Annotated in this window: 14 protein-coding genes; 11 read left to right on the top strand and 3 right to left on the bottom strand. The window is 57.7% G+C overall.

What is annotated here, in order from left to right; genetic code table 11:
* Window positions 1-65: 65 nt before the first annotated feature.
* Window positions 66-677: a peptide deformylase gene (gene def / locus DC3_RS20300; protein WP_146887605.1), complete on the bottom strand. Its 612-nt coding sequence runs from the start codon at window positions 675-677 to the stop codon at window positions 66-68.
* Window positions 674-895: an XRE family transcriptional regulator gene (locus tag DC3_RS20295; RefSeq protein ID WP_146887603.1), complete on the bottom strand. Its 222-nt coding sequence runs from the start codon at window positions 893-895 to the stop codon at window positions 674-676. The genes def and DC3_RS20295 overlap by 4 nt, the downstream gene beginning before the upstream one ends.
* A 219-nt stretch (window positions 896-1,114) precedes the next feature.
* Between DC3_RS20295 and gmk the strand changes: the two genes are divergently transcribed.
* The 4 genes from gmk to DC3_RS29290 all read left to right on the top strand — a co-directional run bounded on the left by gmk (window position 1,115) and on the right by DC3_RS29290 (window position 4,260).
* A complete protein-coding gene (gene gmk / locus DC3_RS20290) occupies window positions 1,115-1,729 on the top strand; it encodes a guanylate kinase (protein ID WP_146887601.1) in 615 nt (204 codons plus the stop codon).
* A gap of 66 nt (window positions 1,730-1,795) precedes the next feature.
* On the top strand, window positions 1,796-2,089 hold the full coding sequence (locus DC3_RS20285; protein WP_146887599.1) for a hypothetical protein: 294 nt from the start codon (window positions 1,796-1,798) through the stop codon (window positions 2,087-2,089).
* Window positions 2,090-2,320: 231 nt separating this feature from the next.
* Window positions 2,321-3,835 carry a flavin monoamine oxidase family protein gene (locus DC3_RS20280; protein WP_146887597.1) on the top strand — a complete coding sequence of 505 codons (1,515 nt, stop codon included), beginning with the start codon at window positions 2,321-2,323 and terminating at the stop codon, window positions 3,833-3,835.
* Window positions 3,836-4,083: 248 nt separating this feature from the next.
* Window positions 4,084-4,260 carry a hypothetical protein gene (locus DC3_RS29290; protein WP_186816154.1) on the top strand — a complete coding sequence of 59 codons (177 nt, stop codon included), beginning with the start codon at window positions 4,084-4,086 and terminating at the stop codon, window positions 4,258-4,260.
* Window positions 4,261-4,336: 76 nt separating this feature from the next.
* Here DC3_RS29290 and DC3_RS20275 read toward each other — a convergent pair whose 3' ends face one another.
* The gene (locus tag DC3_RS20275) at window positions 4,337-5,164 is read right to left on the bottom strand and encodes a hypothetical protein (protein ID WP_146887596.1); all 828 of its coding nucleotides are present in this window, start codon (window positions 5,162-5,164) and stop codon (window positions 4,337-4,339) included.
* A 225-nt stretch (window positions 5,165-5,389) separates the two neighbouring features.
* Here DC3_RS20275 and DC3_RS20270 point away from each other — a divergent pair, with 225 nt between their 5' ends.
* From DC3_RS20270 to DC3_RS20240, 7 genes are all read left to right on the top strand, one after another.
* Window positions 5,390-6,082 carry a response regulator transcription factor gene (locus DC3_RS20270; protein ID WP_146887594.1) on the top strand — a complete coding sequence of 231 codons (693 nt, stop codon included), beginning with the start codon at window positions 5,390-5,392 and terminating at the stop codon, window positions 6,080-6,082.
* A complete protein-coding gene (locus DC3_RS20265) occupies window positions 6,079-7,491 on the top strand; it encodes a sensor histidine kinase (protein WP_146887592.1) in 1,413 nt (470 codons plus the stop codon). Before DC3_RS20270 ends, DC3_RS20265 begins: the two co-directional genes overlap by 4 nt.
* 163 nt (window positions 7,492-7,654) lie before the next feature.
* On the top strand, window positions 7,655-8,734 hold the full coding sequence (locus tag DC3_RS20260; RefSeq protein WP_146887590.1) for an ABC transporter substrate-binding protein: 1,080 nt from the start codon (window positions 7,655-7,657) through the stop codon (window positions 8,732-8,734).
* Between the two features lie 44 nt (window positions 8,735-8,778).
* The gene (locus DC3_RS20255) at window positions 8,779-10,467 is read left to right on the top strand and encodes an ABC transporter permease (RefSeq protein ID WP_146887588.1); all 1,689 of its coding nucleotides are present in this window, start codon (window positions 8,779-8,781) and stop codon (window positions 10,465-10,467) included.
* Window positions 10,468-10,470: 3 nt separating this feature from the next.
* Window positions 10,471-11,529, top strand: coding sequence for an ABC transporter ATP-binding protein (locus tag DC3_RS20250; protein WP_146887586.1), 1,059 nt, complete (start codon window positions 10,471-10,473; stop codon window positions 11,527-11,529).
* Window positions 11,530-11,635: 106 nt separating this feature from the next.
* On the top strand, window positions 11,636-13,243 hold the full coding sequence (locus DC3_RS20245) for an ATP-binding protein (protein ID WP_146887584.1): 1,608 nt from the start codon (window positions 11,636-11,638) through the stop codon (window positions 13,241-13,243).
* Window positions 13,233-13,889 carry a response regulator gene (locus DC3_RS20240; protein WP_146887582.1) on the top strand — a complete coding sequence of 219 codons (657 nt, stop codon included), beginning with the start codon at window positions 13,233-13,235 and terminating at the stop codon, window positions 13,887-13,889. The genes DC3_RS20245 and DC3_RS20240 overlap by 11 nt, the downstream gene beginning before the upstream one ends.
* The last annotated feature ends 135 nt before the right edge of the window (window positions 13,890-14,024 follow it).

Here is a 14,024-nt window from a genome sequence, read left to right as displayed (position 1 = left end):
GTCTCATTGTGCCGGAGGCTTTTTAAAGGTGCATCCGCCAATCGGCCTTACAGCAAAGTTCCAGATCAGCGTTTGCTCTCGATGGCTTTCAGGTAGGCCTTTGCCCTTTTCTGCAACTGGGCAATGGTCTTGCGGTGCTCCTGCAGGTACGAAGGGGGCAGCAGGTCAATGTAGAGCCTGCCGTTCAGGTGGTCAAATTCGTGTTGCAACACGCGGGCCCAGTGCCCTTCTGCTTCCTCGATTTTTTGTTCTCCGTCCTGATCGGTGTAGGTCAGACGGATGGCGGTGGGACGCTGCACGTCGTCAGACCACATGCCCGGCATGGACAGGCACCCATCGGTGTGTGAAGCCCTCAGGGTGGGGTCCAGAATTTCCAATGTGGGATTGATGGCCACGATGTGGCGTTTCACCTGGGCACTGAGGGGGATGTCCCCTTCGGGCCCATCTTTGTGGTATTCGGCAGCCACAAACATGCGGATGGGCAAACCGATCTGGGGCGCAGCAAGCCCCACCCCGTAAGCATCGAACATGGTTTCCATCATGTTCTCAGCGAGGTCTTTGATGGAAACAGCACCAAAACCAGGGACAGTCTGGACACGCTGCAGGTCAGCAATGGGGGTGCAGTGTTTCCTGAGGATGGGATCTCCGTAATACCTCAGGGGATACACCCGGGTCACGAGGCCTGCCTTTTGGCCCTGGGCCGAATCACGAGTTCAAGGTCGAGTTCATCGAGAATGTCCTGCCAGAGTTCAGGCACTTTGCCTCCCCTTATGGGATCTTTGAGGGCACGGCTGATTTCCTGTGGGGTTTTGTCCAGCCTGCGTGCGAGGTCTGCCTGGGAGATGCGCTTCTGGTACAGCACCTCCTGGATGGCTTTGCGGATTTCCTCGTTCATGCAGAGATATTAGCATAAAATGCTGATAAAATAAGCAGATTTTGCTGATAATCTGATGGCCAGAAGGACACAAAGCTCTGGCTTTCACCAGAATCAACTCAGAGGGTGTTGCTGGAACTCTCATGGCCTTCTGCTCTTTCATTCCGTGTGATCTGGTATACACTTCCGCCCGAAACCTGTTAAACTTGCTGGAAGTCCCCTGAAAGGGAAGAAAAAGCCATGGCACAGAAACGCGGATTACTGCTGGTGATGACTGGCGCGAGTGGGGTCGGCAAAGGCACCATCCGCCAGGAACTGGAAAAAATCGAAGACTACCACTACTCCATCTCCTGGACCACCCGCGAATCCCGCCCCGGAGAGGAACACGGGGTCCATTACTTCTTCAAGACCCGTGATGAATTTGAATCTGAGATTCACTCGGGACTGGGCTTCCTTGAGCACGCTGAGTTTGTGGGGAATTACTACGGCACCCCCAGAGCCGCCGTTGAAGAACAGCTCCAGATGGGCCGAAATGTGCTGCTGGAAATCGAAGTGCAGGGGGCCATGCAGGTCAAACAGGCCATGCCCGAAGCCATTCTGATCTTCATCATGCCCCCAAGCCTCACCGAACTGAAAAACCGTCTGGTGGGCCGCGCAACGGAATCTCTGGAGAAGATCGAAAAACGTCTGGCCAAAGCCAGAAGCGAAATCCTGATGGCCCACGAGTTCAAGTACTGCGTCCTGAACGACGATGTTTCCAGGGCTGTGGAAGACATCCGGGCAATCATCCGGGCAGAGCGCCTCAGTGCGTTGCGCCTGACCGAGGAAGAGCTTGAAGTGATTGTGCAGCAGTGAAAGAAAGCCGAGGGCAAAAGACAGAGGATCACTGGTGGGTCCTCTGTTTTGTTGTTATCCTGACTCATGCAAGAAGGTTTTCTGGAAGTGCTTTTTCCCACAGGTCCTGATTTTGACCTTGATGCCAGGGACGACTTTGAAGGCTGGATCTCTGGCATGCTTTACCGTTCTGAACTGGGCGAAGTCACGGGTGCAGGCATGGGGGATGGGGTTGCTGTGCTGGACATTGAGATTGCCCATGCTGAGCTGACCCCCCAGGCGGTGCAACTCTTGCTGGAATTGTTGCGCCGCAAGGGTGCTCCTGCAGGAACCCTCATTCACGAAAGACAGCCTGTGGATCAGGTCCACCGACTCATTTGATCCTTGCAACAAGAAGGCCAGATGGGTGTCTTTTGCCTTCTGCTTTCTGCCTTCTGCCACCCCATCACCGCCCCCTGCCTTTAGCCTTCGGCCCTCGGCTCTCGGCCCTCGGCAAAAAGACCACCAACCTCCCAGTGCCCTTAAATCCCCCTCTGCTGTGACCCGAAGGTACCCAACCTCACAGTCTCTCTGCTAGGCTGAAAGAACAGATTTTCAGCAGAGGAGAGGCCCATGCGTACACCGTTTTTACGTGAGTTGAAGAGACTTTATGCCCGCAGCAAGCAGGAAGCCCAGGAACCCTCGGAAAGCACCATCAGCCGCCGTGATTTCCTGAAAGCGGCAACCGTGACGGTGGCAGCGACTGCTGCGCCTGTGGCTTTTGCGAAACCCCGCAAGGTCAAGGAGCGCGTGGTGATTGTGGGAGGGGGAACCGCTGGTCTGACCTGCGCCTACCGCCTTCTGCAACAGGGCATTCACGCCGACATTTACGAGGCTTCGAGCCGCATGGGAGGGCGCATGTTCAGCGCCTACAACACTTTCGGCATGAACGAGGTCATTGAACTCGGGGGTGAACTGGTGGACTCCGGGCACGAGGAACTGATCACCCTGACGAAAGAACTGGGCCTGCACCTCACCGACCTGAAAGCTGCCGAGAAAGGCCTGAAGTCCGAAGACTGGTTTTTTGGCGGAAAACGCTACACCGAGAAAGACCTGCTGCGGATGTTCCGACCCATTGCCAGGAGAATCGATGCAGATCTGGAAAACGTTGATCTGGATGTGGTGAGTTACAAAAATCCTGGTGGTGCAGAGAAACTGGACTGGATTTCCATTCCTGACTACCTGGAGAAAATCGAGGCCGATCAGGTCATGAAGGACATGCTGAGTCTGGCCTACACCACCGAATATGGTCTGGATGCCGCAGAACAGAGCGCCACCAACCTGCTGTACCTGATCGGCACGGACCCCGGAGAGTGGCAGATCTATGGGGAGAGTGACGAGGCCTACCACATCACCGAGGGCAGTGGGGCCGTGCCAAAACGCCTCTCCCAGAAGGTGAACAGCCAGATCCACGTGAGCCGCGTGCTCGAAAGGGTCAGCAAGACCGCATCTGGCCGTTACCAGCTGGATTTCAAAGAGGGACCCAGCGTGTATGCCGACCATGTGGTGTTCACCATTCCCTTCAGTGTGATGCGGCACCTGGACATCAAAATTGATCTCCCTGAGGCCAAGCGTCAGGCCATTCAGGAACTTGGATATGGCACCAACAGCAAACTGATGGTGGGCCTGACCCAGCCCATCTGGAAAACGAAGTATGGTTACAGTGGCAGCACCTATACGGATCTGCCTTTCCAGACAAGCTGGGAAACCACCAAAGGCCAGAAGGTGAAGGGGGCCGTTCTGACCCGCTTCACCGGAGGAACCATCGGTCTGCAATCCGGGGAAGGCACTCCCCAGGAGCAGGCGTATGACTTCATCCAGCAGATGGAAACCCTTTACCCGGGGGTGCAGCAGGCCTACACCGGAAATGCCGTGCGGATGCACTGGCCCACCAAGCCCCACCAGCTCGGGTCATATTCCTGCTACAAAATCGGTCAGTTCACCAGCATCCGGGGTGCAGAGGGAGAGCGTCTGGGACGCCTGTACTTCGCAGGAGAGCACACCTCCCCATTTGCCCAGGGCTACATGGAAGGGGCCGTGGAGAGCGGGAACCGGGTGGCGCGGGAAGTCCTGAAGTTCATCAAATAAGAAGCAGTTCACAACCTGCCGGGTCATCCATGTTCGGATGACCCGTTTTCCATGAATGCGAAATTTGATGCAAAAATTCTTGCACCCGGTTCAAGGGGTTTCTGCTGTCTGTGACGAAGACCAGCCTGCCATAACCTGAACGGCTTACCTCCCTCTAGGTGCATCACTTTAGCTGCCCATACGCCAGTTTCGGCTGTTGGCAGGACATCTTTCACTGGATAATAAGAGACAAGAAGCGAGGAGAGAACATGAACGAGTACCTGATGAACAACCAGGCCCACCAGAAACTGAACGCCATGTGGCAAGAAGCCAGTGAAGCCCGCAAACTCCCCAGACGCTCCCTGAGACAGCAACTCGCCCGGATGCTGCGCAATGTCGCCCGCGTTCTGGATGCCGAGCAGGACCAGAAGGGGGTTCTTGCCTAACGTGGAAGCCTTTTGCAACTGAAGAGCGCCGAGTGAAGACCATCACCCGGCGCTGATTTTTTTGTCTTGAGGCCCCTCAGATGGCAAACTTTCTGGGGCTGAAAGAGGAGCGTTCCCACAGCCTGTAGGCCTGTTCGGTGGCCAGCGGACGGTTTCCGGGAATGGCCCAGTGGTACACCCCGTGCTGGAGCACCATGTCTCTGATCAGGAATTCGGTGTGCTGGCGGTTGGTCTGGAAGAGGGCAGTGCCTGTATTGGCCTGCAGGGCAGACAGTGCATCTGTGCGTTCCAGACGCTGGGCACGGTGACTGCTTTGCTCAGGATTGAGGACCACAAGCTGGTGCAGGATCACAGAAACGATGCGGGAAGGTGAAGCGGGGTCAAACCCGTAGATTCTGCCATCGCGGGGAGAATACCAGCAGAGCCCTTCGCAGAGCAGGTCGTACCCCTGAAAAACCATGCGGTCCATGCTGCCCAGTTGCAGGTACCCCAGACCGTTTCGGGTGATGACGGTGCCGCGCAGGGGCACAAAACCACTGAAGCGCAGCAGTTCCAGCATCAGGACATGCAAGGGAGCTTCCAGTCCACGCAAGGTGCCCCACATCTGCACGGCAATGCGTTTTTTGCTGTGTTCCAGGCTCAGGCCACTGTGCACATTCCCCAGCCACAGTTTGCCGTGACGGTCCAGCCCGGCCACGGTTCCAGCAGGGGTCTGGAACTGGAAAGACAGGCCTTTTTCAGGGAACACAGGGGCCTCTTGCAGGTAAACCATGTCCAGTTTTCCCTCCACCGCAGAGCGCACTTCTTCACCCTGCCACAGTTTGCCGAGGTGACTGCTCAGCCACTCGGGAAGGTGTTTTCCGTTGAGGTTCCAGCCTGAAATTCGGATCTGTTGGGTGTTCATGGTTGCCTGCTTTCTTCGGGTGTGGAGTGGGGGATCTGGGGTCCGCTTTCGTTTCTTGATCTGATTTCACACCAGAGGTGTTAACAAGTTGTTAACAGCCGTTTTCTATGCTGGGTTCAGCAAGAAGGTGTTTTCTCGGTGTTTTGATCCGGTGCAGATCTCCTTCTTGAGGTGGACAGAAGCAGTACCCTGTAGGAAAACCCACCAGAAGGCAGGCGGTAAGCAATGAAGACGATTCTGATTGTGGATGACAAACTCAGCCTGGTGCGCATGCTGCAGGATTACCTTTCCTCGGAGGGGTACCGCACCGTGGTGGCAGACAATGGCCGCACTGCGCTTTTCACGGCCCGCCATGCCAAACCCGATCTGGTCCTTTTGGACCTGATGATGCCCGAACTTGATGGTTACGGCTTCATGGAGATCTACCGCAAAGAAGCCCAGATTCCGATCATCGTGCTGACCTCCAAACTGGAAAAAGACAGTGCCATTCGCAGCCTGGAACTCGGGGCAGATGATTACATCGTGAAGCCTTTCGACCTGGATGAAGTGAACGCCCGAATCCGCGCTGTGCTGCGCAGGTACGACAAGGGGCACACCGTTGTGCGCATGATTCGCGTGTCGGATCTGGAAATGGACCCCGAACAGCAGGTGATCAGCAAGGCCGGACGCACCCTGGCCCTCACCCGTTCGGAGTATGGCCTGCTCAGCCACTTCATGCAGCACCCTGGCAAAACCTTTTCCAGGGCAGAACTGCTGGATCACATCGATGGTGGAGGGGCAGAAAGCCTGGAACGCACTGTGGACGTGCACATCCGCAAACTGCGGGTGAAACTCGGGGACGATTCTGGCACCCCGAAATACATTGAAACCGTCTTCGGGGCAGGGTATCGCCTCAGCCAGAGAACCCTGCAACCATGAAACTGCTGACCCGTTCCCTCAGGCTCAATCTGGTGTTCGGGTTTGCCCTTTCATGTCTGGTGGGCCTGCTGGTCTTCGGGATTCTGGCCCACAACGTGGCCATCGATTCCTACCACAAAACGGTGCACCAGAACCTGGTGAACACCTATGCAGACAACGCCCAGCGGTTCTACCAGGAGCATGGCACCTGGGAGGGCATGGACCCTGGCCCTCCTCCAGCGAGAGAAGGACAGCCTGGAGCAGGAGGACCACCGCCAGGACCTCAGGGTGCAGGCAGACCCCGTGAGGACCTGCAACGTGGCATGCGGCCCGACAAACGCCTGGGCGTCTTTGACCCTCAGGGAAATGTGGTGTCCAAAACCGAAAAATACCAGCGTGGACAGCAGGTGAACCCAGAAGATTTCCTTTTCACCAGAGAGATTGTTGTGAATGGGCAGGTGGTGGGTACAGCCTTCGAAGAGCCCGGAGCAGGGGTGAATTCTCCCGACCAGCAGGCGATGGTGAACGCCATCAACCTCACCATCCTGATGGCTGGAGCCATTGGACTCGCCCTTGCGATCCTGCTTGGGGCAGCCATGGCTGGACAGCTGACCCGGCCCCTGGAACGCCTGACCCTCGCTGTGCGGAGCCTCAGGTACGGCAAGGCCCAGGAGCCTGTCCAGGAACAGGGCACAGATGAGGTTGCTGTCCTCACCCGCGCCTTCAACCAGATGAGCGACCAGCTGGTGAAAGCGGAGCAGCAACGCCGCCAGATGATCGCGGACATTGCCCACGACCTGGGCACCCCCCTCACTGTCGCTTCCGGATACGTGCAATCCATGCAACAGGGCAAACTTGGGGCCACCAAAGAGCGCCTGGAAGTCGTCTACGACGAACTCCTGCTGCTGCAGAATCTGGTCGATGACCTGCGCCTGCTTTCTCTGGCAGATGCGGGCATGCTCACCCTCAGCAGAGACGCCACCGCTCCAGAAGTGCTGCTCAGAAGCATCCAGAAGGCGTTTTCCTTCCGTGCTGAGAAACAAAAAATCAAACTGACCCTGCAGGTCGACGAAAACCTGCCAGAAGTGAGCCTGGATGTGGAACGCATGCGTCAGGTGCTGGGCAATCTGGTGAACAACGCCCTGCACTACACCCCTGAAGGGGGCGAGATCCGCCTGATCGCCAGAAAAGTGGAAGGTGGAGTGATGCTGCAGGTGCAGGACACCGGAGTGGGGATTCCTGCGGAGAAACTGCCTTTTATCTTTGAGCGGTTTTACCGGGTGGACGAGACCCGCAGCCCAGAAAATGGTGGAGGCTCAGGTCTGGGTCTGGCCATTGCCCGTTCGATTGTGGAATTGCATGGGGGCAAAATCTCCGCCCACAGTGTCCTCAGGCAGGGCACCACCATCAGCATTCTGGCCCCTGTGTAGTCCCTGACACCACCCACGGAGTTACGCATTTGATTGCACGGGCTGTGCAATCAATGCAATCAAAGCACGCAAAACTTCCCAGCGGGACCGATGTCCCGTATGCTCTTCTCATCCAAAAAAAGAACGCATGCGGCTGCAGCCCCTGCAGCCCGGTGGAGGTTTTATGCAGAAATTCGTGTGCATCACGCTGGCCCTTGCTGTTGCTGCTCCTGCTTTTGCTCAGGTTCCCAAAGGTTATCCTGCTTCCTACCAGAAGGTCATTGATGAGGCGAAAAAAGAAAAGAAGCTGGTGATCTACTCCTCCACCGATCAGGCCAGTGCCCAGTTCCTGATCGATGACTTCAAGGCCCTCTATCCCTTCGTTGAGGTCGAGTACAACGACATTGGAACCACCCAGCTCTACAGCCGTTTCATCAGTGAGGCTGCTGCAGGAGGGAAAAGTGCGGATTTCCTGTGGAGCAGTGGCATGGAGTTGCAGGTGAAACTGGCTGCCGATGGGTATGCCCTGGCTTACACCTCCCCGGAAGCAAAAAACTATCCTGCCTCCTCCAAAATGGACAACCTGCTTTACGGCACCACCCTGGAGCCCGGCGTTCTGGTGTACAACAAGCGTTTCATCAAAAAACCCCCCACCACACACGGCGAATTTGCAAAAATGCTTGCAGACAGCAAAATGAACGGCAAGGTCGCCACCTGGGACCCTGAAAAGAGCGGCATCGGGTTCACCTTCCTGCATCAGGACACCGTGGCCGTTCCCGGTTATCTGGACCTCTTCAAAGCCCTGGGGAAATCCGGTGCTGGGCAGTACTCCTCTTCCGGGGTGATGATGGAGAAAGTCATTTCCGGAGAGCATTACTTCGGGTACAACGTGATTGGCTCTTACGCCCTGCTGCGTGCAGAAAAGGTGCCAGACATCGGGGTGGCGTACTTCCGGGACAGGACCGTGGCCTTCCAGCGTCCTGCGTTCATCAGCAAACTGGCCGAGCATCCCAATACTGCGAAACTGTTTCTGGATTACCTTCTGAGCGCACGGGGCCAGAATGTCATGGCGAACAAGTCCCTGATCTTTGCCCTGCGCCCTGGCACCGAGGGTCCTGCTGTGCCCAAAAACGTGTACAGCAAGATCGGCGGCAAGAAGAATCTGGTGGTGATCCCGGTGTCCAGAGACCTCTTGAAGAACCTGGAGCCTGGCGTTCGCACCCCCTTCCTGAATGAGTGGCGTTCTGCCCTGAAAGGCCAGTGATGACCGGTCAGAGCAGAGAACTGAAAGGGAGTGAGGACCTGTCCATGAAACAGGTCCGTCTGAAACCCGCCTACTGGGGGATTCTGCTGACTGTGGTGGTGGCCCTGCTGGTGCTGTCCCCCCTGGGGCTCCTGGCCTACCAGAGCCTGCTCAGTGCCCCTTTCTTTGCTCCCATCAAGCAGGTGTCGCTGGATGCCTACCGGTATGTCCTGACCGATCCGGCGTTCTACCGGGCGCTTTTCAACTCGTTCATCATTGCGCTGGGAATGGTGGTGATTGCCGTGCCTGCAGGGACGGCGCTCGCCTTCCTGGTCAACAAGACCGACCTGCCTTTCAGAAAAGCCTTTGAATTGCTTTTGCTGACCCCTGTGTTCGTCTCCCCGATCATTCTGGGGATTGGCTTCACCATTGTGTTCGGTCCGGTGGGTCTGGTCAGCAATGCCTTCAGTGGCCTGTTTGGAGGGGTGCCCTGGAGCATCTACACCCTGCCTTCCATTGCCATCATTGCAGGGCTCCTGCACGTTCCCTATGTTTACCTGTACGTGTCGAGCACCATCCGCAACCTGGATGCTTCTCTGGAAGAGGCCGCCAGGGTCAGTGGGGCAGGCATCTGGACGGTCGCCATGAATGTCACCATCCCCCTGGTGCGCCCTGCCGTGGTGTACAGCGCCATGCTGATGCTGCTGCTGGGCTTCGAGATCTTCGGTCTGCCCCTGGTGCTCGGAGACTCCAAAGGGATTGATGTCATCACCACCTACCTTTACCGCCTCACTGGCGTAACCGGGGTGCCTGCTTACGGCCCGATGGCTGTGGTCGCGGTGATGCTGATCATCCTCGCCCTCATCATCGTGGGCATCCAGCGCAAGGTGCTCGGTGAAACAGGCAGCAAGTACACCTCTGTAGGGGCCAAAGGCTACCGCTCTGCCCGTCTGAAACTGGGCAAGGCAAAATGGTGGATTGTCCTGATCACTGCCATTTACCTGCTGGTCACGGTGATCCTGCCTGTGTTCGGGGTGGTGCTCAGAAGCTTCGTGACAAGCTGGGGGGCAGGGGTCAACCTGCTGGATGTGCTGACCCTCAAGAATTACACTGCTGTCTTCACCCTCCCCGACCTGAGTCGGGGTGTGGTCAACACCTTCCTGGTGGCTGCAGTGGGTGGATTCATCGCCGTGGGGGTCTACCTGACCATCGCTTCTGGCATCCTGCGCAGCACCCCTGGCCTGAAACGCACCCTGGATTACCTCGCCGGGTTGCCCCGCTCGGTGCCTGGACTGATCATGGGTCTGGCCTTCCTGTGGCTGTTTCTGTTTTTCAAACCCGTGGGTTTCCTCAGAACCACCCTGGTCAGCCTGATCATTGCCTACACCATCGTCTGGATGCCTTACGGGGTGCGCCTCCTGACCGCCACCCTGATGCAGATCAGCAAGGACCTCGAAGAAGCGGCCCGCATGGTCGGAGCCAGCCCCCTGAAGGCCTTCCAGAAGATCACCCTGCCCCTCTTGCAAGGCGGTCTGCTCTCTGCGTGGCTGCTCCTCTTCATGCAGTTTGTGCGTGAGTACTCCACTGGCGTGTACCTGCTGACCCCAGGCACCGAAGTGCTCGGCTCCCTGATTGTGTCTCTGTGGGCCACCGGGGCAGTGGATTCCATCGCGGCCCTTTCAACCATCCAGATCGTGATCATCAGCATCGTGTACCTGATCGCCAACAAGCTTGGTGTGAAAGCAGGAGAGTGATTTATGGCCACTTTGAGCATCAAGAACCTCAGCAAGAAACTCGGTCAGAACCAGATTTTGAAAGACCTCAGCATCGACGTGCAGGAAGGGGAGATCATCGCCCTGCTCGGTCCCTCTGGAAGTGGGAAAACCACCCTGCTTCGTTGCCTCTCCGGTCTGGAGACCCCTGACACGGGCAGCATCACCCTGGGCGGCAAGGACATCTTCAACTCCCAGACGGACACCATTGTCCCACCGGAAAAACGCAACATCGGTCTGGTGTTCCAGTCCTACGCCCTGTGGCCCCACAAAACCGTTGCCCAGAACGTGGCTTTCGGGCTGGAACTCCGCAAAACCCCCAGAGATCAGGCCCGTGCAAAAGTCGAGCAGACCCTGAACCGCATCGGTCTGGAAGGTCTGTCTGAACGCTTCCCCGGGCAGCTTTCCGGAGGGCAGCAACAACGGGTCTCCCTGGCCCGTGCCTTCGTGACCGACCCTGTGCTGTTGCTGCTGGACGAACCCCTCTCCAACCTGGACGCCAAACTCCGCGAGTATGCCCGGGTCTGGCTGCGAGAAGCCCTCAAAGCCGCAAAAATGACCGCCGTCTTCGTGACCCACGATCAGGCAGAAGCCATGGCCATCGCAGACCGCATTGCTGTGCTGCATGGTGGGCAACTCGCCCAGATTGCCACCCCCCAGGAACTCTACGAGAACCCCAATTCGCTGTTTATTGCAGACTTCATGGGAAGCCCCAACATCCTCAGCGGTCAGATTCTGCAGGTCGAACAGCAGGAAGCCACCGTGCAGGTCGGCAGCAGCGTGGTCAAAGCCCGCGTGAATGCCAATGTGCGCAAAGGGGAAAAATGCAAGGTGGTGCTGCGTCCCGAGCGCCTCACCCTCGGAGAACGCACCGGAAACAGCCTGCAGGGGGACAAGGAACACTCCCTGTACCTTGGGTCCCACTACGAGCACTGGTTCCAGGTCGGAGACGAACGCCTGAGGGTCCACACCCCATCCCCTGTGGGATTCGGACAGGTCAGCATCAATTTCACGCCGCAGAGTGCGCTGGTGTTTCCGGCGTAGAGGCTGTAGGGATGGGCCACTGGCTCATCCCGGAAATTCTGCCAATCAGGGGCGGGCCAGCGGCCCGCCCCTACCCCCATCAACCCCCTAAAATAAGGACACGACCATGCAAAGTGCCACCCCACAGACCCGGGATTACATCCCCACTTTGAACAGTGGGCGGATGCCCGGCATCCGGTGGCGCTTTTTTCGTTTGCTGTTTGTGCTGTTCAGCCTGGGGTTTCTGATGCTCGGTGGGGCAGAGGTGCAATTGCTGTACCGCCAGGCCCTGGATGATTACGGCGAGAAGGCCCTGGCGATTTCGCGGATGGTGGCGACCCTGCCGCAGGTCAAGGAGCACCTGACCCGCAAAGATGCCGTGCAGGTGATCAATCCACTGGTGAATGCCCTGCAGAAGCAGGTGGGGGCAGATTTCATTGTGGTGGGGAACCGTCAGGGCATCCGGGTGGCCCATCCGCTGCCGGACCGCATTGGTCAGCCAATGGTGGGGGGGGACAATGACGCACCTTTCGCTGGGAAGGAGATCATCAACACCGCAACTGGCAGTCTGGGAGACAGCATTCGTGGGAAGGTCCCGGTGTACAGCAGTGCAGGAACGGTCATCGGGGTGGTGTCCACGGGGTATCTGCTGCCGAACCTGCGCAGTCTGGCTTTGCAGGTGGCCCTGAGCCTGCTTCCCTGGTTTGGCCTGTCCCTCCTGATGGGCCTGCTGGGAAGCCTGTGGGTGGGTGGGCGCATCAAGGCGGCCATGCACCATCTGGAACCCGAGCAGATCGCTGCCCTGGTGGACCAGCACCGCACCGTACTGGATGCCATCGAGGACGCTGTGCTGGTGGTGCAGGGTGGGGTGGATGTGGTCCTGATGAACCCGAAAGCTGCAGGGTACTTTGCAGACGCTGTGCAGTTGCCCTTTTCGCTGGCCCAGGTCTGGCCGGAGGTGCTGGAGTTGCTGCAAGGTGAAAGGGTGCAGAATGCTCCGGTGAACCTTGTGGGGGTGCCTGTGCTGGTCACGGTCTATCCCATGAATGGGCAGCAGGTGGTCACTTTCCGGGACCAGAGGGCCATCATGCAGGTGGCAGAGGAACTCACCAGTGTCAGGCGCTACACCAACCTGCTGCGCGCCCAGACCCATGAGTTCCAGAACCTGCTGCACATTCTTGCGGGCCTGATCCGCCTGAAAGACTACGACGAGGCCCTGCAGCTCATCCAGCAGCAGAACACCGAACACACCGAGATTCAGGATGCCCTCGGAGACATCCAGTTTCCCAAATTGAAGGCCCTGCTCCTTGGAAAATACGCCTATGCCCGGGAGAAGAACGTGAATTTCGTGCTGGAACCAGGAAGTGTCCTCACGCCGGGCTGGGAGCAGACCCACAGCGATGAAATCCTGCTCATCACCGGAAACCTGATCGAAAATGCCCTGGAGGCCGTGGTCGGGCAGGAGCATGCAGAAGTGCGGGTGTTCATTGGAGAGGACCCCGAGGGCCTGCAGATCGAGGTGACAGACAATGGACCAGGGGTTCCTTCAGAGCTTGCAGACAGCATCTTCCAGCGGGGATTTTCCACCAAAGGGGAACACCGGGGTCTGGGGCTTTCGCTGGTCCAGCAGTACCTGACGGCCAGGGGCGGCAGCCTCCGGCACCACCGCAAGGAGGGCCGCACCCATTTCCTGGTGGGTTTCCCACGCGTGCAGAGGTCTGACCATGCAGTATAAAGTGATCCTGATTGAAGACGATTATCTGGTGGCCAAGGTCAACCGGGAGACCATCGAGAAACACCCCAGTTTTCATGTGATCGGGCACGCCGATGGGTTCCAGACCGGCCTGAAACTGATCCGCAGTCTGGAACCGGACCTGATCGTGATTGACACCTACCTTCCAGATGGAACGGGCCTGGATCTTCTGAAGACCATCCGGCAGGAGAACATCTCCACGGATGCCATCATGCTGACGGCTGCCTCTGATCTGGACAGTGTGCAGCAGGCCCTGAGGGACGGCATTCTGGATTACCTGATCAAACCTGTGCAGGACAGCAGATTGCTGCAGACCCTGGAGCGATTTGTCGAAAGGCACAGGCTTTCTGTCCAGAAGCTCACCCAGGCCAAGCTGGACCGGATGCTGGGCCTCCGTCAGGAGGGACACCTTCCCAAGGGCATCCACGCCCACACCCTGCGGGAAATCAAAGGCCTGCTGGAAGCCATTCCCGAGGGCCTCACTGCAGATGAGGTCAGCGAAAGGCTCTCCATCAATCGGGTGACCGCCTGGCGGTACCTGGAGTACCTGCTTGAACTTGGAGAGCTCGGGGTGGGATTGCAGTATGGGGCGGTGGGCAGGCCCACCAAGCGGTACAGACGGGCATGACACGGATGATCAGCCATATGGATCGGAAATGGTTGTCTGAAGGAGTTTACAGTCTACAGTTCACAGTTTACAGCGAGCTTTTTTCAGGCAGTTCCATCCTCCGCTGCCCTCAAAACAAAAAGGGACGCCACAGGC

The organism is Deinococcus cellulosilyticus NBRC 106333 = KACC 11606, assembly GCF_007990775.1.
GTDB classification, from domain to species: Bacteria; Deinococcota; Deinococci; order Deinococcales; family Deinococcaceae; genus Deinococcus_C; species Deinococcus_C cellulosilyticus.
This window is presented reverse-complemented; position numbering and strand designations above follow the sequence as displayed.